The sequence below is a fragment of the Stenotrophomonas sp. 22DLJC03 genome, assembly GCF_056861405.1.
Genome location: NZ_JBSPUG010000003.1, coordinates 893669 through 912981, shown reverse-complemented (window position 1 = coordinate 912981; position 19313 = coordinate 893669). Strand labels below are relative to the sequence as shown.

Annotated in this window: 15 protein-coding genes; 7 read left to right on the top strand and 8 right to left on the bottom strand. The window is 66.5% G+C overall.

All coding sequences use genetic code 11. The features are described from left to right. Window positions 1-253: 253 nt before the first annotated feature. From AC13GA_RS14845 to gmk, 8 genes are all read right to left on the bottom strand, one after another. A complete protein-coding gene (locus tag AC13GA_RS14845; RefSeq protein ID WP_032127838.1) occupies window positions 254-1531 on the bottom strand; it encodes a citrate synthase in 1278 nt (425 codons plus the stop codon). Between the two features lie 296 nt (window positions 1532-1827). Next, entirely contained in the window at window positions 1828-2070 is a 243-nt protein-coding gene (locus tag AC13GA_RS14840) for a type B 50S ribosomal protein L31 (protein WP_006389217.1), read from the bottom strand. A gap of 87 nt (window positions 2071-2157) precedes the next feature. After that, on the bottom strand, window positions 2158-3096 hold the full coding sequence (locus AC13GA_RS14835; RefSeq protein WP_482998426.1) for a nucleoside hydrolase: 939 nt from the start codon (window positions 3094-3096) through the stop codon (window positions 2158-2160). A 447-nt stretch (window positions 3097-3543) separates the two neighbouring features. Then, window positions 3544-5655 (bottom strand): ATP-dependent DNA helicase RecG, encoded by a 2112-nt coding sequence (gene recG / locus AC13GA_RS14830; RefSeq protein WP_482998425.1) that lies wholly within the window; start codon window positions 5653-5655, stop codon window positions 3544-3546. A gap of 7 nt (window positions 5656-5662) precedes the next feature. Beyond that, window positions 5663-6049, bottom strand: a complete 387-nt coding sequence (locus AC13GA_RS14825) for a RidA family protein (protein WP_005410875.1) — start codon at window positions 6047-6049, stop codon at window positions 5663-5665. Between the two features lie 260 nt (window positions 6050-6309). After that, a complete protein-coding gene (locus tag AC13GA_RS14820) occupies window positions 6310-8472 on the bottom strand; it encodes a RelA/SpoT family protein (RefSeq protein WP_046987317.1) in 2163 nt (720 codons plus the stop codon). Window positions 8473-8578: 106 nt separating this feature from the next. Next, window positions 8579-8878, bottom strand: a complete 300-nt coding sequence (gene rpoZ / locus AC13GA_RS14815) for a DNA-directed RNA polymerase subunit omega (RefSeq protein WP_005410877.1) — start codon at window positions 8876-8878, stop codon at window positions 8579-8581. A 110-nt stretch (window positions 8879-8988) separates the two neighbouring features. Continuing rightward, window positions 8989-9654, bottom strand: a complete 666-nt coding sequence (gmk, locus tag AC13GA_RS14810) for a guanylate kinase (RefSeq protein ID WP_005410878.1) — start codon at window positions 9652-9654, stop codon at window positions 8989-8991. A gap of 291 nt (window positions 9655-9945) precedes the next feature. Between gmk and fdnG the strand changes: the two genes are divergently transcribed. The 7 genes from fdnG (at window position 9946) to selB (ending at window position 19294) form a co-directional block, all read left to right on the top strand. Then, window positions 9946-13014, top strand: coding sequence for a formate dehydrogenase-N subunit alpha (gene fdnG, locus AC13GA_RS14805; protein ID WP_482998424.1), 3069 nt, complete (start codon window positions 9946-9948; stop codon window positions 13012-13014). Window positions 13015-13024: 10 nt separating this feature from the next. Further along, window positions 13025-13942, top strand: a complete 918-nt coding sequence (gene fdxH / locus AC13GA_RS14800; protein ID WP_006389637.1) for a formate dehydrogenase subunit beta — start codon at window positions 13025-13027, stop codon at window positions 13940-13942. Then, window positions 13939-14586, top strand: coding sequence for a formate dehydrogenase subunit gamma (locus AC13GA_RS14795; protein WP_482998423.1), 648 nt, complete (start codon window positions 13939-13941; stop codon window positions 14584-14586). Before fdxH ends, AC13GA_RS14795 begins: the two co-directional genes overlap by 4 nt. Window positions 14587-14788: 202 nt before the next feature. Then, entirely contained in the window at window positions 14789-14974 is a 186-nt protein-coding gene (locus AC13GA_RS14790; RefSeq protein WP_482998422.1) for a hypothetical protein, read from the top strand. Further along, window positions 14955-15938: a formate dehydrogenase accessory protein FdhE gene (gene fdhE / locus AC13GA_RS14785; protein ID WP_482998421.1), complete on the top strand. Its 984-nt coding sequence runs from the start codon at window positions 14955-14957 to the stop codon at window positions 15936-15938. Before AC13GA_RS14790 ends, fdhE begins: the two co-directional genes overlap by 20 nt. A gap of 3 nt (window positions 15939-15941) precedes the next feature. Further along, a complete protein-coding gene (selA, locus tag AC13GA_RS14780; protein ID WP_253079569.1) occupies window positions 15942-17366 on the top strand; it encodes an L-seryl-tRNA(Sec) selenium transferase in 1425 nt (474 codons plus the stop codon). After that, window positions 17363-19294 (top strand): selenocysteine-specific translation elongation factor, encoded by a 1932-nt coding sequence (gene selB / locus AC13GA_RS14775; protein WP_482998420.1) that lies wholly within the window; start codon window positions 17363-17365, stop codon window positions 19292-19294. Before selA ends, selB begins: the two co-directional genes overlap by 4 nt. Window positions 19295-19313: the final 19 nt, after the last annotated feature.

The window sequence follows — 19313 nt, the reverse complement described above, 5'->3', positions numbered from 1 at the left end:
GCGTCCTGAGGCTGCGCGAGCGCTTGTGAAGCTGGCGAGACCCTTGAATCACGCGGTCTTGGCGCGGTGAAGAGCGTGCCAACCAAGGTTGGCACCTACCAAAAAGCGGGAACGCGGTAGATCCATGCCACGCGTGGATGATTTTTCCCGAGTGTCGAAAGCGTGCCAACCAAGGTTGGCATCCACCAGAGCCGAAGCAAAAAAAAAACGCCCCGCGGATGCGGGGCGTTCTTGGCACAACCTACGCGGGCGATCAGCCCTGGTAGTCGCGCACGTCGCTGCCGGTGTAGACCTGGCGCGGACGGCCGATCTTCATTTCCGGGTCGACCTGCTGTTCCAGCCAATGCGACACCCAGCCGGAGGTGCGGCCGAGGGCGAACATGACGGTGAACATCTCGGTCGGGATCTGCAGCGCCTTGTAGATGATGCCGCTGTAGAAATCGACGTTCGGGTACAGCTTGCGGGCGACGAAGTACTCGTCCTGCAGCGCGGCCTGTTCCAGCTTGACGGCCACGTCCAGCAGCGGATCCTGCACGCCCAGCTGCTTGAGCACCTTGCTGGTCATCTCACCGATGACCTTGGCGCGCGGATCGAAGTTCTTGTAGACGCGGTGGCCGAAGCCCATCAGGCGGAAGCCGGAGGTCTTGTCCTTGGCCTTGACCACGGCGGACTCGACGTTGTCGGCGCTGCCGATCTCTTCCAGCATCTTCAGCACGGCTTCGTTGGCGCCGCCGTGGGCCGGACCCCACAGCGCGGTGACGCCAGCGGCGACCGACGCGTACGGGTTGGCACCGGTCGAACCGACCAGGCGCACGGTCGAGGTCGAGGCGTTCTGCTCGTGGTCGGCGTGCAGGATGAACAGCAGGTCCAGCGCCTTGACCACGTCCGGGTTCAGATCGTACTGGCCATCAGCCGACTCGAAGGTCTGCTTCAGGAAGCGGCTGACGTAGTCCAGCGAGGTGTCCGGCTTGTTGGCCGGCAGGCCCTTGCCGTGGCGGTAGATCAGCGCCGACAGGGTCGGCACCTTGGCGATCAGGCGCACGGCGGCCTGGCGGCGCTGTTCGGCGTCGGACAGGTCCAGCGAGGCGTGGTAGATGCCCGACAGCTGCGCGATGGCGGCGGTCAGGATCGCCATCGGATGGGCATCCTTGGCGAAGCTGCCGATCAGGGTGTTGATCGACTCATCGACGTTGGCTTCGGCAGCCAGCTCGTCGGTGAAGGCCTTCAGCTGCTCGGCGCTCGGGCGCTCGCCGTTGATCAGCAGGTAGGCCACTTCGACGTAGCTCGACTTTTCCGACAACTGTTCGATCGGGTAGCCGCGGTACAGCAGCACGCCCTTGTCGCCGTCGATGTAGGTGATGGCGGACTTGCAGCTGGCCGTCGCGGTGAAACCGGAATCGTAGGTGAAGTACCCCGTTTCCTTGGTCAGCTTCGCGATGTCGACGCAGTCGTTGCCAAGGGTGGGTTTGATGACGGGCAGAACGACCGACTTATCGCCGGCGTTGAGCGTGACCTGATCAAGATCGGACACTGTGTGCGCTCCTTCATGGGAAGGCGCCTGCCCAAGCGCATTGGTCAGGCACGTGAATGACGTCCTCGGCCTGTGCCGGGGATCACGCCATTATCGCACAGCAGCATTTGCCCGGCGCTAGACAGAAGTCGTAGACGACAGGCGGCCAGACGCCGGCCGTTGAGCGGCCCGGATCGGCAAAAGCGTTGTCACCCGAACGCAGTGTTCCGTCCATCCAAACGCCCGTTGGGTTGGCGTTGGGGAAAAACAAACGGCCGCGCAGAGCGCGGCCGTCGGTTCGAAGCTGGATCGACAGATCAGCGCGCGTAGCGCTTCTGGAACTTGTCGATGCGGCCCGAGGTATCGATGACCTTGTGCTTGCCCGTGTAGAACGGGTGCGAAGCAGAGGAAATTTCAACCTTCACCAGCGGGTAGTCGTTGCCGTCTTCCCACTTGATGGTTTCCTTCGTGCTCATGGTCGAGCGGGTCAGGATCTTGAAATCGGAGGTGACGTCATGGAAGACGACGTCGCGGTAGTTCGGATGGATATCGGCCTTCATGGGCTCACACCGTAAATGGGCTGGTGGTCAAGAGCGGCATTATAAGCACCGGTTGCCCCTCGGGGCAACCGGTTGCCGGCATCCGGCTCAGGCGGCGCCCAACGCCTGGCGCACCAGGGCCTCGAAGCGCGCCTGGTCGTAGGCCATCAGCAGATCGCAGTTGTCCGGCTGGCCGGTCTGGCGGTTCCAGTCGACGATGGTGGCACCGCGGCTGAACGTACCGTTCAGCTCCACGTTCAGCGGCCGCGACTCCACCTGCAGCTGCCCTTCCGGGTTCAGCGCCCAGGCCATGGCCAGTGCGTCGGCGGTGTACCAGCGGCCGCCCTTGCTGTCTTCGGACAGGCCGCGGGTCTTGCGCGAGATCAGCTCGTAGAAGCGGGCGCGATCGGAATCTGCGCCCAGCCACTGCTCGGCTTCGGTCAACGGCAGGCCATGGGCAACGGTGGCTTCCCAGTCCGACACCAGCAGGTGCGGGAACGCGGTGAACACCACATGCGCGGCTTCCGGGTCGAAGGCGATGTTGAATTCGGCGGCGGGGATGATGTTGCCGCGGCAGGTGACTGCGCCCCCCATCACCACGATGCGCTTGATGCGCTGGGGCAGGGTCGGATCGAGCTTCAGCGCCAGCGCCAGGTTGGTCAGCGGGCCGAGCATCACCAGCATCAGTTCGCCGGCGTGTTCGTGCGACAGGCGCAGGATCGCCAGCGCGGCGTGTTCGGCTTCAGCCTCGCGGCTCGGCGGTGGCAGGTCCACATCGCCATAACCATCACGGCCATGCACGTGGGCGGCGTCGACGGACGGATGCAGCAGCGGATCCGGGCTGCCGGCAAACACCGGCACGTCGGCGCGGCCGACGATGTCGCAGAGCTTGAGGGCGTTGCGGACGGTGTACTGCAGGCCGACATTGCCGGCGGCGATGGTCAGGGCGACCACGTCATGCCGTTCATCGGCAAAGGCCATCAGCAGGGCCAGGGCGTCGTCCACACCAGGGTCGGTGTCGATCAACAGGGGGATCTTGTGGGTCATCGTTGCCGTCTTCAGATCGGCAACGAAGTGTGGACCGGGATGATGACCGTTGCAAGTACGGGGGTCGGCAGGGCTGCGCCCTGCACCCGCAGAGGCAGGAGCAACGGCAACGTCAAAAGCTGGTTTTCTGGGGGATGGCGGGGTGGGTCCGGTTGCGGGGGACGCCGTAAACCCGTCCTTGGGGGCTTGGCCGCGGCATCCATGCCGCGGACACCCCCGCAACCGGACCCACCCCGCCTTCGACAGATTTCCGCGGTCTGTCGGAACGGCGGATGTTGGTAGGTGTCGACCTTGGTCGACACATCCACGCAATGCGTGGATGAACATGGAAATGATCGAAAGCGCTGTCTGTAGAGTCGAGCCTTGCTCGACTCCCGCGCGCAGCGCGATGTAGATCTACGCCATGCGTGGATGTGTGGACCAAGGTCCACACCCACCAAGGCGGCATTAGGCCGAGGCGTAACGCACGGCGGTGCCGATCCAGCGCTGCACCACACGATCGGCCAGCGCGGGCTGCTGCGCCAGCAGGCGTTCTGCCAGCGCATGCACGCCCGGCAGCAGGCCGGCATCGCGGGCCAGATCGGCAATGCGGAAACCGGCCAGGCCCGTCTGCCGGGTGCCCAGCAGTTCGCCGGGCCCGCGCAGTTCCAGATCCTTCTCGGCGATGACGAAACCATCGTTGGTTTCGCGCATGGTCTGCAGGCGCTCGCGCGCCATCTGCGAAAGCGGTGCCTGGTACAGCAGCACGCAGCGCGATACCGCCGAACCACGGCCGACGCGGCCACGCAGCTGGTGCAGCTGGGCCAAGCCCAGGCGCTCGGCGTTCTCGATCACCATCAGCGACGCGTTGGGCACGTCGACGCCGACCTCGATCACGGTGGTGGCTACCAGCAGGTCGATGTCGCCGGCCTTGAACGCGACCATCGTCGCCAGCTTCTCGGCTGCTTTCAGCCGGCCATGCACCAGCCCCACGCGCACGCCGGGCAGCAGCGCCTGCAGCGATTCGTAGGTGGCCTGGGCCGGGGTGGCATCCAGTTCTTCGCTTTCCTCGATGAGCGTGCACACCCAGTACACCTGCCGCCCTTCCTGGCAGGCCAGGGCGATGCGCTCGATCAGTTCCGGGCGGCGATCGTTGTTCAATGCGACGGTCTGCACCGGTGTGCGGCCCGGCGGCAGTTCATCGATGGCCGAGACATCCAGATCGGCGTATTCGGACATCGCCAGCGTCCGCGGAATCGGCGTGGCGGTCATCACCAGCTGGTGCGGCACGCTGTTGCCGCCCGCGCCCTTGTCGCGCAGCGCCAACCGCTGGTGCACGCCGAAGCGGTGCTGCTCGTCGACGATGGCCAGGGCCAGATCCTGGAACACCACCGCCTCCTGCATCAGCGCATGGGTGCCCACCACCACCTGCGCTTCGCCGGTGGCGACCTGTTCCATCACCTTGGCGCGCGCCTTGCCGGTGACCTTGCCGGCCAGCCACGCGATGTGCACGCCGAGCGGTTCCAGCCAGCCGCGCAGGTTGTTGAGATGCTGCTCAGCCAGCAGTTCGGTGGGGGCAGCCAGTGCCACCTGCTTGCCCTGCTCCACCGCCAGCATGGCAGCCAGCGCGGCGACCACGGTCTTGCCGGAGCCGACATCGCCCTGCACCAGCCGCAGCATCGGGCTGGGCCGTGCGAGGTCCTCGCGGATCTGCTTGAACACGCGCGTCTGTGCGCCGGTCAGCGCGAACGGCAACTGCTTCAGCAGCGCCTTGGCCAGTTTTCCGGGGCCGGCCAGCGGCGGGGCATGGTGTGCCTGCAGGGCAATGCGCTGGCGACGCAGGCTGAGGTGGTGCGCCAGCAGTTCTTCCATCGCCAGCCGGCGCTGCGCCGGATGCGTCCCGGCGGCCAGTGCAGCCAGGTCGGCATCCGGCGGCGGCCGGTGCACGGTCAGCAGCGCGCTGCGCAGTGACGGCAGGCCCAGGCCATCCAGCCAGCCACTGGGCAGCAGTTCCAACGTGCTTTCCTCGGGCAGGCGGTCCAGCGCCTGGCCGATCAGCTTGCGCATGGTCATCGGGCCAACGCCTTCGACGGTGGGATACACCGGGTCGAGGCGGTCGCCGAGTTCGGGATCGTCGTTGCGGCCCAGCACCTGGTAGCTGGGATGGACGATTTCCAGGCCGAGATGGCCGGGTTTGGGCGTGCCGAAGCAGCGCAGCCGGTTGCCGACCGCGAACTGTCCGACCTGCTGCTGGCGGAAGTGGAAGAAGCGCAGCACCAGGGTGCCCTGCCCTTCGTCTTCCACCGCCACTTTCAGCATCGGCCGGTAGCGCATGCCGCGCTCGACCGCGACCACCCGCCCTTCCACCTGCGCCGGCACGCCGTTGCGCAGGTCTTCGATGCGGGTCAGCCGGGTGCGGTCTTCATAGCGCAGCGGCAGATGAAGCCAGAGATCCTGCAGGGTGGCCAGGCCACGTGCCTGCAGTTTGGCGGCCACGGCCGGACCGACGCCGGCGAGCATCGCAAGCGATGCTTCGCCGGACGGTGACAGGACCGGGGTGACCGCCGCCTTGCGTGCCACGTGGTGGTCAGTCGATGACCATCACCGCGTCAACCTCGAAGTTGGCGCCCTTCGGCAGGCCGGAGACTTCGATGGTGGAACGGGCCGGGTACGGGGCCTGGAAGTAGTCCTGCATCACCGCGTTGACCTTGGCGAACTCGCCCAGATCGGTCAGGTACAGGCCCAGACGCACGACCTTGTCCAGCGAGCCGCCAGCGGCTTCGGCCACAGCCTTGAGGTTGTCGAAGGCGCGGCGGGCCTGCGCTTCGACGTCACCGGCGCCGACGATGTCGCCGGTGGCCGGGTCGAGCGGAATCTGGCCGGAGAAATACACGGTGTTGCCGGCGCGCACGGCCTGCGAGTACGGGCCGATGGCGGCCGGGGCCTTTTCGGTGTTGATGATCTGGCGGGACATGGGTCGCTCCGGTGCTTTTGGGGGAAAACAGAGCGGTGATTGTACCGGGTGGGCGCGCATCCACGCATGGCGTGGATCTACTGCGCCGCTTCGGTAGTGCCGGCCGCTGGCCGGCAACCTCATGAACGTCGGAAGCACCGCGAAGTTGCCGGCCAGCGGCCGGCACTACCGGAAGCATCCACGAATGGCGTGGACCTGCAGCGGGATTCAATGCGGTCAGAGCCCTCTCCGTTGGAGAGGGATCCGACCCCGGGTTCGCGTTACTGGCGGCGCACGGCCTGCACGACCGACAGGCGGCGCAGGCGGCGCATCACTTCGGCCAGGTGGTTGCGGTCGCGTACCTGGATGTTGAACGCCAGCACGGCGGCGTTGAAGTCGCGGTCCAGGTAGTCCACGCGCTCGATGTTGGAGTGGCTCTGCGCGATGGCCGCGGCCAGCTGCGCCAGCACGCCGGTGCCGTTCTCCACTTCCACCACCAGCGAGGTGTCGTAGTCCCCGGAAACGGTGGTATCCCAGCCGATCGGCACCCAGCGCTCGGGTGACTTGCGCAGTTCGGCCAGGTTCGGGCAGTCCATGCGGTGCACCACGATGCCCTTGCCGGCGGTGTGGTAGCCCATGATCTCGTCGCCGGGAATCGGCTGGCAGCAGCCGGCGAAGGTGACCACGCCGCGTTCGCTGCCGTTGATCAGGATCTTCTCCTGCGAGTGGTGGCGCGAATGCGGGCCGCCCCGCAGTTCGGCGTAGGCCATCAGCGCCTGTGCGGCCTGGGTCGGCATCCAGTTGCCCAGCGCAACTTCGGCCAGCAGCGCCTCCAGGCGCGGGAACCGGTGCTCGGCCAGGAACGCATCCAGGCGTCCCTTCGGCAGCCGCTCCAGCGAGCTGTCCATCGCTTCCAGCGCGCGGTCCAGCATCCGATGCCCCAGCTGCACGGCGTCTTCGTGCTCCAGCTGCTTGAGCTGGTGGCGGATGGCGGTGCGTGCCTTGCTGGTGACCACGAATTCCAGCCACTGCGGTTTCGGCGTGGCCGAGCGCGCGGTGATGATCTCTACCGACTGGCCCGACACCAGCTTGGTCCGCAACGGCACCAGTTTCTTGTCCACGCGCGAGGCCACGGCCATGTTGCCGACGTCGGTATGCACGGCGTAGGCGAAGTCGAGCGCGGTGGAGTTGCGCGGCAGCGCGAGGATCTTGCCCTTCGGGGTGAAAAGGTAGACCTCGTCCGGGAACAGGTCGACCTTCACGTTGTCGAGGAACTCCAGCGAGGAACCGGCAGCGCGCTGCGAGTCGATCAGTTCGACGATCCAGGCATGTGCGCGGCTCTGTGCGCTGTTGGGTGAATCACCACCGAACTTGTAGGTCCAGTGCGCGGCCACACCGCGTTCGGCGATCAGGTCCATTTCCTCGGTACGGATCTGCACTTCGATCGGCGAGCCATACGGCCCGAACAGCACCGTGTGCAGCGACTGGTAGCCGTTGGCCTTGGGAATGGCGATGAAGTCGCGGAAGCGCCCATCCAGCGGCTTGAAGGTAGCGTGCACCGAACCCAGCGCGTGGTAGCAGCTGGGCACGCTGCGCACGACCAGGCGGAAACCGAACACATCCATCACCTGATCGAAGGATTTGTTCTCTTCGTGCATCTTGTTGTAGATGCTCCACGGCGTCTTGATGCGGCTGACCAGGCGGTGCTCGATGCCCTCCTTGGCCAGGCGCTGCGACAACTGCACTTCCACCTGCGCCAGCGCCTCGCGGCGCACCACCGGCTGACTGCGGATGTGCTTTTCCAGGATGGCATGGCGCCACGGATACAGCGCCTTGAACCCGAGGTTCTGCAGTTCGCTCTTGACCAGGCTCATGCCCAGGCGCTGGGCGATGGGCGCGTAGATCTCCAGCGTCTCGCGGGCAATGCGGCCACGTGCCTCGCGGCTCTGCGCGCCCAGCGTGCGCATGTTGTGCAGGCGGTCGGCCAGCTTGATCATGATCACGCGCAGGTCGCGCGACATCGCCAGCAGCATCTTGCGGAAGCTCTCGGCGGCAGCCTCCTGGCGGTCGCGGAACTTCAGCTTGTCCAGCTTGGTCACGCCGTCGACCAGCTCGGCCACGGCCTCACCGAACTCGGCCGCCAGCGCCTCACGGGTCAGGGGGGTGTCTTCGATGGTGTCGTGCAGGATCGCGGCGATCAGCGCTTCCACGTCCAGGCCCAGCTCGGCCAGCACCTGGGCCACGGCCACCGGATGGGTGATATAGGGCTCGCCCGACTTGCGCGTCTGCCCAGCATGCGCGGCGGCTCCAACTTCCCAGGCGCGGCGCAGCAGCGGCAGCTGCTCGGGCGGCAGGTAGTGGGCGGCGCGTTCAAGCTGGAGGACGTAGTCGGGTACGGCGGCAGCGGGGACTGCGGCGACCTTGGCAGTGGGGCCTGGGTTCATGCCCGAAGCCTATGCCAGTGCGCCGTTTACGGCAAATCCTGAATGCGAAACAGCCCGCACGGGGCGGGCTGTTCGGCGTATCCAGCAATGACCTTGATCGATGCGATCAATCGTCGTTCTTGGACATGTCTTCGTCGGCGACCACTTCGGCGGCGGCCCACTCCAGCGCTTCGCGCTCGGCGCGCTCACGCTCGGCCTTCTCGACTTCGTCGATCAGCGCGTTGTCGATCTTGCGGGCGGCGATTTCGCGCAGTGCCAGCACGGTCGGCTTGTCCTCGGTCTCGCTGTTGTCCAGCGTGGCCTGCACGCCGTTGGCGAGCTGGCGGGCACGCTTGGAAGCCATCATGACCAGTTCGAAACGGTTGTTAACGACTTCCAGGCAATCTTCTACGGTGATGCGGGCCATACGGGCTCCCGGCGACCGGTCGGCCGCTCAGTCGAATGAGGGAAAGGGGACGGAGTGTACTGGCAGGGGCTGGACAAAATCAAGCCAACCCCTACCCGATTCTTTTGGAATCAGTCAGTTGCGCCCGGATCAGGGGTCAGCAGCGCCTGGATCAGGCCGGCGTGGCGGACCTTCTGGGCCTCCCGGCGCAGGCGGCTGGCGGTGAAGATGGCACACAGCTCGTCCACGGCGGTGTCAAACACCTCGTTGACGATGACGTAGTCGAACTCGTTGAAGTGCAGCATCTCATCGCGGGCAGCACCCAGGCGCTGGGCGATGACCGCCTCGCTGTCCTGGCCGCGCTTGCGCATGCGGTCCTGCAGGGCCTGCTTGGACGGCGGCAGGATGAAAACGGTGACCGTGCCCGGCACCAGCTGGCGTACCTGCTGCGCGCCCTGCCAGTCGATTTCCAGCAGCACGTCCTGGCCGGCAGCCAGCTGCGGTTCCACCGACTGGCGGGCGGTGCCCTTCCAGTCGCCGTGCACCCAGGCATGCTCGAAGAAGTCGCCGGCAGCGATCATCTGCTCGAACTTCTCGGCACTGACGAAGTGGTAGTGCTGGCCGTTCACTTCACCCGGGCGCATCGCGCGCGAAGTGAAGGAGATCGACAGGGCGATCTGCGGATCACGCGCCAGGGTGGCATTGACGATGCTGCTCTTGCCGGCACCGGAGGGGGCGGCAACGATGTACAGCGTGCCGCGCGCAACGGCGTCCGACGGCTTCGACGGGGCGCTCATGCGCGGAACCCAACTGGTTGATTTCGCAAAATTTTTCCTCAGTGTTCCAGATCCGGCGCGGAGGATCGCGCCAGGACGGCGGGGGCTGCGCGGAACATCCTGGAACCAGGCCCGGCAGACGGCTCCCCGGGGTGCGGGCACGCAACTTTAGCAGAGGCGCCCCTTTCCGCGCCCGGCCAGCAGGGTGCAGGGCCTTGTGCCACATGGGCGTGCGGGGGCCTGTGCTATAACCGGGCCGTACCCACCGACAGCCCGGAGGCCTGCGCCTCCTCGCCATCCCAGGAGAACGGCATGCCCTCGATGAGCCGCCGCCAGTTCCTGAAAGTGACCGGGACAACCCTGGTCGGCTCCAGTCTGGCATTGATGGGCTTCGCGCCCGGCATCGCGCTCGCGGAGGTCAGGCAGTACAAGCTGACCCGCGCGACCGAGACCCGCAACACCTGTACGTACTGTTCGGTGGCCTGCGGCATCCTGATGTACAGCCTCGGCGATGGCGCCAAGAACGCCGAGCCGAGCATCTTCCATATCGAGGGCGACCCGGACCATCCGGTCAACCGCGGCACGCTGTGCCCGAAGGGTGCCGGCCTGGCCGACATCATCCACAGCAAGTCGCGCCTGCTCTACCCCGAGTACCGCGCGCCGGGCTCGAACGAGTGGAAGCGGCTGAGCTGGGACGATGCGCTGGACCGCATCGCCCGGCTGATGAAGGAAGACCGCGATGCCAACTTCGTGCAGAAGAACGAGGCCGGGCAGACGGTCAACCGCTGGCTGACCACCGGCATGCTGGCCGCCTCGGCCACCAGCAATGAAACCGCGGTGCTGACCCACAAGGTCGTGCGCTCCCTTGGCATGTTGGCATTCGACAACCAGGCACGTGTCTGACACGGCCCGACGGTGGCAGGTCTTGCCCCGACGCTAGGCCGTGGTGCGATGACGAATCACTGGGTCGACATCAAGAATGCCGACCTGGTGCTGATCATGGGTGGCAATGCCGCCGAGGCACACCCGTGCGGTTTCAAATGGGTGACCGAGGCCAAGGCCCACAACAAGGCACGCCTGATCGTGGTCGATCCGCGTTTCAACCGCTCGGCCGCGGTGGCCGACGTATACGCGCCGATCCGCACCGGCACCGACATCGTGTTCCTGGGCGGCCTGATCAACTATCTGTTGACAGAAGACCGCATCCAGCACGAGTACGTGCTGAACTACACCGACATGTCGTTCCTGGTGAAGGACGAGTTCGCCTTCAAGGACGGCCTGTATTCGGGCTACAACGAGGAGAAGCGCAGCTACGACCGTTCCAGCTGGGACTACGTGTACGGCGATGACGGTTTCGTGCGCAGCGACCCGACGCTGAAGGACCCGCGCTGCGTCTACACCCTGCTCAAGCAGCACTACGCGCGCTACACCGTGGAGATGGTCGAACGTATCTGCGGCACGCCGGCCGACAGCATCCGCCAAGTCTGGGACATGATCGCGTCCACCGCCGGCAAGGACAAGGCGATGACCATCCTGTACGCGCTGGGCTGGACGCAGCACTCGGTAGGCGCACAGAACGTGCGTGCCGGCACCATGGTGCAGCTGCTGCTGGGCAACATCGGCGTGGCCGGCGGTGGGATGAACGCGCTGCGCGGGCATTCCAACATCCAGGGCCTGACCGACATCGGCCTGATGTCCGACCTGCTGCCCGGCTACCTGACCCTGCCGAAGCAGGACGAGCAGGACTACGACGCCTACATCGCCAAGCGCACGCAGAAGCCCCTGCGCGCCAACCAGATGTCGTTCTGGCAGAACTACCCGAAGTTCCACGTCAGCCTGATGAAATCGTGGTGGGGCGACGCCGCCACCGCCGACAACAACTGGTGCTTCGACCATCTTCCCAAGCTCGACAAGCCGTACGACATGCTGCAGGCGTACGAGCTGATGAACGAAGGCAAGATCCACGGTTACATCTGCCAGGGCTTCAACCCACTGGCCTCGGCGCCGAACAAGGGCAAGCTGATCAGCGCGTTCTCCAAGCTGAAGTTCATGGTCAGCATGGACCCGCTGGAAACCGAGACCATCGCGTTCTGGCAGAACCACGGCGCGTTGAACGACGTCGACCCGGGCACGATCCAGACCGAAGTGTTCCGCCTGCCGACCACCTCGTTCGCCGAGGAAAACGGCGCGGTGGTGAACTCCTCACGCTGGCTGCAGTGGCACTGGAAGGGGGCCAATCCGCCGGGCGAAGCACGCAGCGACATCGAGATCATGTCCGAGCTGTTCCATCGCATCAAAGCGATGTACGAGAAGGACGGCGGTGCGTGGTGGGAGCCGGTGCGCGACCTGGCCTGGAAGTATTCCAACCCGGCGCTGCCGACGCCGGAAGAACTGGCGATGGAATACAACGGCAAGGCGCTGGCCGACGTGTTCGATCCGAAGGACCCGACCAAACTGGTGCGCAGGGCCGGCGAGCAGCTGGCCGCGTTCGGCGACCTGCGCGACGACGGCAGCACCTCCTCCGGCTGCTGGATCTACATCGGCGCCTGGGGCCCGACCGGCAACATGATGGCGCGGCGTGACAACAGCGACCCCACCGGCATCGGCAACACGCTGGGCTGGGCCTGGGCGTGGCCTGCCAACCGCCGCGTGATGTACAACCGCGCCTCGTGCGACGTGGCCGGCCAGCCGTTCGATCCGCGGCGCACACTGCTCGCCTGGAACGGCAGGAACTGGGGCAGCGTGGACGTGCCGGACTTCAAGGCCGACGAAGATCCCGCCGGCGGCATGGGTCCGTTCATCATGAACCCGGAAGGCATTGCCCGCTTCTTCGCCAAGGCAGGCATGGCCGAGGGCCCGTTCCCGGAGCACTACGAACCTTTCGATACACCGCTGCGCAGCAACCCGCTCAGCCCCGGCCAGGCACTGACGCTGAACAACCCGGCGGCCCGTGTGTTCGACAGCGATCGTGCACAGATCGGTTCGCCGGATGAGTTCCCGCATGTGGCCACCACTTACCGGTTGACCGAGCATTTCCACTTCTGGACCAAGCACGGCAAGCTCAACGCCATCATCCAGCCCGAGCAGTTCGTCGAGATCGGCGCGGCATTGGCCGACGAGCTGGGCATCAACAACGGCAGCCGCGTGCGGGTCAGTTCCAAGCGCGGCCACATCGAAGCGGTGGCGATGGTGACCAAGCGCATCAAGGCCCTGCAGATTGATGGCAAAACCGTGCACCAGGTGGGCGTGCCGATCCACTGGGGCTTCCTCGGTGCGGCCAAGCCCGGATACATCGCCAATACGCTGACCAACGCCATCGGTGACGGCAACTCGCAGACGCCCGAATCGAAGTGCATCCTGGTCAAGGTCGAGAAGGTGTAGGAGACACGCCATGTCACTGCAATCGCTGGATATCATCCGCCGCTCGGCCACCACCACGCCCTCGCCGGAGGCACGTGGTGCGCACACCGGCCAGGTCGCCAAGCTGATCGATGTGAGCAAGTGCATCGGCTGCAAGGCCTGCCAGGTCGCCTGCATGGAGTGGAACGACCTGCGCGACGAGGTCGGCAGCTGCGTTGGCAGCTATGACAACCCGCCCGACCTGAGCGACCAGTCGTGGACGGTGATGAAGTTCCGCGAGTACGAGGACGAGAAAGGCAAGCTGGAGTGGCTGATCCGCAAGGAAGGCTGCATGCACTGCGCCGACCCGGGATGCCTGAAGGCCTGCCCGTCACCGGGTGCGATCATCCAGTACGCCAACGGTATCGTCGACTTCCAGGAAGAGAACTGCATCGGCTGCGGCTACTGCGTGACCGGCTGCCCGTTCGACGTGCCGCGCATTTCCAAGAAGGACCACAAGGCCTACAAGTGCACGCTGTGTTCGGACAGGGTGGCGGTGGGCCAGGAACCGGCCTGCGTGAAGACCTGCCCGACCGGTGCGATCACCTTCGGCAGCAAGCAGGCGATGACCGAGCATGCCGCGGGGCGCGTGGAAGACCTGAAATCGCGTGGCTACGAAAACGCTGGCCTGTACGACCCGCAGGGCGTCGGCGGAACCCACGTGATGTATGTGCTGCAGCACGTGGACAAGCCCGAGCTGTACGCCGACCTGCCCAAGGACCCGCGCATCAGCCCGATGGTGGAGGTGTGGAAGGGCGTGGCCAAGCCGCTGGGCGTTCTGGCGATCGCCGCCACCGCCTTCGCCGGCTTCCTGCATTACATCGGCATCGGCCGCAACACGGTGAACGATGAGGAAGAAGAAGAGGCCGAGCACGAGGCGAAGAAGATCGAAGAGGAGCAGCGGCCATGAAGTACGCCCCGCACCCGCGGCAGATCGTGCGCTACCGCGCGCCGACCCGCATCAACCACTGGATCGTGGCGATCTGCTTCGTGCTGACCGCGCTGTCCGGGCTGGCCTTGTTCCACCCTGCCCTGTTCCCGCTGACCCAGCTGTTCGGCGGCGGGCCGTGGACGCGCATCCTGCACCCGTTCATCGGCCTGGCGATGGTGGTGGGCTTCGCCTTGCTGGCGTTCCGCATGTGGCGCGACAACCTGCCGACCGCCGACGACGGCAAGTGGATGCGTGGCATGCGCGATGTGCTGCGCAACGAGGACGAGAAGCTGCCGCCGGTGGGGCGCTTCAATGCCGGCCAGAAGCTGCTGTTCTGGGCCATCATCGGTTGCCTGTCGGCGCTGCTGCTGACCGGCTTCGTGATCTGGCGGCAGTACTTCAGCCACTTCTTCCCGATCGAGGTGATCCGCTTCTCGGTACTTGCCCATGCGCTGTTCGGCTGGGTGCTGGTGTGCGCGATCGTGGTGCACATCTACGCGGCGATCTGGATCAAGGGCTCGGTGCGGGCGATGACCCAGGGCAAGGTGACCTATGGGTGGGCTTACAAGCACCACCGGCAGTGGTTCCGGGACATCCTGCGCGGGCGACGGGGAGAGGGTTGACGGCAGGGCCTGCGGCCCTGCACCCGCAAAATCAACGTCAACGTCAACGGCAAAAGCGGGTTTCCTGGGGATGGCGGGGTGGGTCCGTTTGCGGAGGCCGCTGCAAGTACGTCCATGTAAGCTCGGTCGCCGCATCCATGCGGCTCACGCCCCCGCAACCGGACCCACCCCGCCTTCGACAGTTTCCCGGTGCTGTTGGTAGGTGTCGACCTTGGTCTACACGATGAACACGGCAACGACCGATGGGGTCAGATCCGTTTTCCTCTGGAAAACGGATCTGACCCCATCCTTTCAAATGGCCGGCAGCACGCTGGACGCCAGCGCCGACAACGGCGAGGATGGAGGCTGGTTCTTCCGGCTGGCCCTGCATGGCGCAACGCATCCTTGAACCCGGTGAAATCGAGACGCTGGCCTCGCGCGATGTTCCGCGCATCATCCTGCCCGATGCTGCGTCCCTGTTCGCCGATCGCGCGGCCCGCCTCCGCAGCCTGGCCACGCACAGTGCCATCGGCGGATACCTGCAGTTGCTGGCGGCGTTGGCCGATGCGCAGCAGGCGCTGCTGGATGAATTGGCGCCGCAGCAACGTGAAGCGCTGCAGGTGCAGGCCCGCGCGCAACAGTCGAGCGCTGCGGCCGGCGCCGGCATGCCGCTGCGTCCCGCCAACACCCTGAAGCTCGACGACCGCTGGCGCGGTTGGTTGCGCACGCTTTGCCAACACTGTGCCGATGAAGCCGGCCTCCCGGAGGAAACCCGCCAGGAACTGCAACGCGTTGCCGCTGCCGATGACGCGTGGCTGGATGCGCAGGCTCACGCGGTGCTGGAGCGGGACGATGCACCGTCACTGGATGCGGTGGCTGCGCTGCTGGTGATGACGGCGCTGCAGGTGTACTGGGCGGTATTGGCCGAGAGCTTCCGCCCGGCCGATCTGAAGCCGCTGGCCGATGCACCCGGGCTGTGCCCGTTGTGCGGCACCCTGCCGGTGGTGAGCGTGGTGCAGGCACGCCCACCCTATGCGTCCTATCGCTACCTGTCGTGCGCGTTGTGCGCCTGCCAGTGGCATTACGTGCGCGTGCAGTGCAGTCAATGCGGCACCGCCGGCAAAGACATCGCCTACCGTGCCTTGGCCGATGTGGATGGCGATGCCGGCCACGCCGTGCGCGAGAGTGCGGTGCGTGCCGAGACCTGCGACCACTGCCACAGCTACCGCAAGATCCTGTACCTGGAAAAAGACCCGATGCTGGAGCCGGTGGCCGACGATCTGGGCACCCTCGCACTGGACCTGCTGCTGGGCGAGGAAGGCTACGCGCGTGCCAGCCAGAACCCGCTGCTGTGGCAGGCCGACGGCGACTGACCGATGCCACGCACGCCTCCTGCTCCAGCATCAGCCGCTGCCCTGCCCTCGCTGGATCGGCTGCTGCGACTGCCGGCGTTGTCCGATCTGATTGAAGGCCACGGGCGCAGTCGCATCACCCAGCTGCTGCGCGTGCATCTGCAGGCGCTGCGTGAGCGCATCGGTGCCGCACAGCTCTCGGTCGAGGCCCTTCAGCAGGCCATTGACGGCCCGGCGCTGGTCGCCGCACTCAACGCAGCGCTCGCCGGCGATGCACGCTTGGACCTGCAGCCGATGTACAACCTGACCGGCACCGTGCTGCACACCAATCTGGGCCGCGCCCTGCTGCCCGAGACTGCGGTACAGGCGGTGGCGCGTGCGATGACCGCACCGGTCGATCTGGAATTCGACATCAGCCGGGGCCGCCGCGGCGACCGCGATGCACGGGTGCAGGCGCTTGTCTGCGAATTGACCGGCGCCGAAGCCGCAACCGTGGTCAACAACAATGCGGCAGCGGTCCTGCTGCTGCTCAACAGCCTGGCCAACCGGCGCGACGTGGTGGTGTCGCGCGGCGAACTGGTGGAGATCGGCGGTGCCTTCCGCATTCCCGATGTGATGCGCAGCGCCGGCGCGCGGTTGCTGGAAGTGGGTACCACCAACCGCACTCATCCGGCCGACTTCGCCAACGCCATCGGCGCGCGCACTGCGCTGCTGATGGAGGTTCACGCCAGCAACTACGCGATCACCGGCTTCACCGCCAAGGTCGAGACCGCGAAGATGGCGGCGATCGCGCACGAGCATGGCCTGCCGCTGGTGGTGGACCTGGGCAGCGGCAGCCTGTGTGATCTGGCCCTGTTCGGCCTGCCGCACGAGCCGACCGTGCAGGAAACGCTGGCGGCCGGCGCCGACCTGGTTTCGTTCAGCGGCGACAAGCTGCTGGGCGGACCGCAGGCCGGCATCATCGCCGGCCGCGCCGATCTGATCGCACGGATCAACCGCAACCCACTGAAGCGCGCGCTGCGCATGGACAAGATGGGGCTGGCCGCGCTGGAAGCGGTACTGGCCCTGTACCGCGAGCCGGAGCTGCTGGCGCACAGGCTGCCGACCCTGCGCACCCTGTCGCGCACGCAGGACGACATCGATGCGCAGGCACAGCGCCTGCTGCAACCGATGCGCGACGGGCTGGCCTCGGAGCACAGCCTTGAACGCGCGGCGATGCACAGCCAGATCGGCAGCGGTGCGCAACCGCAGGCACAGCTGGCCAGTGCCGGACTGCGCGTCACCAGTACACGCCGTGGCGGACTGGATCGCCTGGCCAAGCGCCTGCGCCAGCTGCCACAGCCGGTACTGGGCCGCATCGCAGATGACGCATTGTGGCTGGACCTGCGCTGTCTCGAGCCTGCTGACGAAGCCGCCTTCCTCGCGCAATGGAGCACGCTGCAGGCATGATCGTCGGCACCGCCGGGCATATCGACCATGGCAAGACCAGCCTGGTGCGGGCGCTGACCGGCATCGAGACCGACCGCCTGCAGGAAGAGCGCACGCGCGGCATATCGATTGAGCTGGGCTACGCCTATGTGCCCGTTGAAGCCGCCGCCGGAGAAGGACCAGCAGCCACGCTTGGCTTCGTCGATGTGCCCGGCCACGAGCGCTTCGTACACACCATGGTGGCCGGCGCCACCGGCATCGACGTCGCGTTGCTGGTAATTGCCGCCGACGACGGTGTGATGCCGCAGACCCGCGAACATCTGGCGATCCTGCAGCTGTTGGGCGTAGACCGTGGCGCGGTGGCGCTGACCAAGATCGACCGCGTGGATGCCGCACGCCTCGCTCAGGTCGAAATCGAGATCGCTGCATTGCTGGCCGGCACGCCGCTGCAGGACGCTCCCATGTTCGCCTGCAACAGCACGTCACCTGAAGACGCAGGCGTCAGCGCGCTGCGTACCCGACTGCACGCATGGGCCGCGGATGGTGCCAGCATGCGCCAGGCCGGGCTGCGCAGCGAACTGTTCCGCATGCCGGTGGATCGCGTGTTCTCGCTGGCCGGCCACGGCACGCTGGTGACCGGCGCAGTACATGGCGGCGTGGCTACTGTTGGCGAACATCTGCAGCTGATGCCGGCCGCCACTGAAGTTCGCGTGCGCAGCATCCACGCGCAGAACCAGGCCAGCGAACAGGCAGTGGCTGGGCAGCGCTGCGCGCTGAACCTCGCAGCCATCGCCCGCGACGACATCACGCGCGGCGACTGGATCGCCGACCCGCGCGCGCTGCTGGCCACCACCCGTGTCGATGTGCGCCTGCGGCTTTCCGCGCGGGAAGTCCCTCTGCGCGACTGGGCGCCACTGCATATCCACTGGGGCACGATGCACCGGCAGGCCCACGTGGTGCTGCTGGAGGACCATGACCACGGCAATGGTCAGTTGGTACAGCTGGTGTTCGACGCACCAGTCTGCGCGATGTGCGGCGACCGCTTCATTGCCCGCGATTCGGCCGCGACCCGTACCCTGGGCGGTGGTGTAGTGCTCGATCCAGATCCCCCGCAGCGGCGTCGGCGCAGCCCGGCGCGGCTCGCGTGGCTGGGTGCGCTGGAGCAACTGGCGGCCGCCGCTGGAGTTGGCCCGCTGCTGCAGCAGGCACCCGCCGGCATTCCCCTCGGCGCCCTGCAGCGCTACTGCCGGCGTGCCGCCGACCGGATCGACCTGCCCGACGACGCGCGCCGCATCACTACCCGCGAAGACACGGTGATCATTCTTGCCCCGCACTGGCAGGCGCTGCGCGAACAGGTGCTCACCTCGCTGCGCGGCTGGCATGAGCACCGCCCCGACGAACCCGGCGTCGACAGTGGACGCCTTCAGCGCAGCACCCTGCCTGCGCTGGCAACCAGCCTGTGGAACGCCCTGCTGCAGGACCTGCTCGACGATGGCAGCGTGCAGCGCGCGGGTGCATGGTGGCGCTTGCCCGGCCACGATCACGCACCGCCGGAACGCGAACGCCTGCTGCTCGAACGCGTGCTGCCGCAACTGCACGCGGGCGGTTTCGATCCGCCGTGGATACGTACCCTGGCGGCCGACATCGGCCTGCCCGAGGATGAGGTCCGCGCGGTCCTGCGCCGCGCTGCCGCGCGTGGTGAACTGTTCCAGGTGGTGCCCGACCTGTTCTATGCACCGGCCCGCATCGCCGAGCTGGCCGCGATCGTCGCGCAGCTGTCACAGGCCAGCGGCACGGTGGATGCGGCGGCGTTCCGCGATGCCATCGGCCTCGGCCGCAAGCGCAGCATCCAGATCTTGGAGTTCTTCAATCGCGTTGGCTACACTCGACGCGTCGGTGACCAGCATCGGCCGCGCGGCGACCTGCAGTGGAATGCAGCCCGCGACTGAGCCCACCGGCATTGCCGTA

What these genes read in the sequence shown, in the direction of transcription:
- selA (WP_253079569.1), top strand. Translation starts at nt 15,942, where the DNA reads ATGCCACGCACGCCTCCTGCTCCAGCATCAGCCGCTGCCCTGCCCTCG.
- gmk (WP_005410878.1), bottom strand. Translation starts at nt 9,654, where the DNA reads ATGAGCGCCCCGTCGAAGCCGTCGGACGCCGTTGCGCGCGGCACGCTG.
- fdhE (WP_482998421.1), top strand. Translation starts at nt 14,955, where the DNA reads ATGGCGCAACGCATCCTTGAACCCGGTGAAATCGAGACGCTGGCCTCG.
- rpoZ (WP_005410877.1), bottom strand. Translation starts at nt 8,878, where the DNA reads ATGGCCCGCATCACCGTAGAAGATTGCCTGGAAGTCGTTAACAACCGT.
- AC13GA_RS14820 (WP_046987317.1), bottom strand. Translation starts at nt 8,472, where the DNA reads ATGAACCCAGGCCCCACTGCCAAGGTCGCCGCAGTCCCCGCTGCCGCC.
- selB (WP_482998420.1), top strand. Translation starts at nt 17,363, where the DNA reads ATGATCGTCGGCACCGCCGGGCATATCGACCATGGCAAGACCAGCCTG.
- AC13GA_RS14840 (WP_006389217.1), bottom strand. Translation starts at nt 2,070, where the DNA reads ATGAAGGCCGATATCCATCCGAACTACCGCGACGTCGTCTTCCATGAC.
- AC13GA_RS14835 (WP_482998426.1), bottom strand. Translation starts at nt 3,096, where the DNA reads ATGACCCACAAGATCCCCCTGTTGATCGACACCGACCCTGGTGTGGAC.
- AC13GA_RS14825 (WP_005410875.1), bottom strand. Translation starts at nt 6,049, where the DNA reads ATGTCCCGCCAGATCATCAACACCGAAAAGGCCCCGGCCGCCATCGGC.
- fdxH (WP_006389637.1), top strand. Translation starts at nt 13,025, where the DNA reads ATGTCACTGCAATCGCTGGATATCATCCGCCGCTCGGCCACCACCACG.
- AC13GA_RS14795 (WP_482998423.1), top strand. Translation starts at nt 13,939, where the DNA reads ATGAAGTACGCCCCGCACCCGCGGCAGATCGTGCGCTACCGCGCGCCG.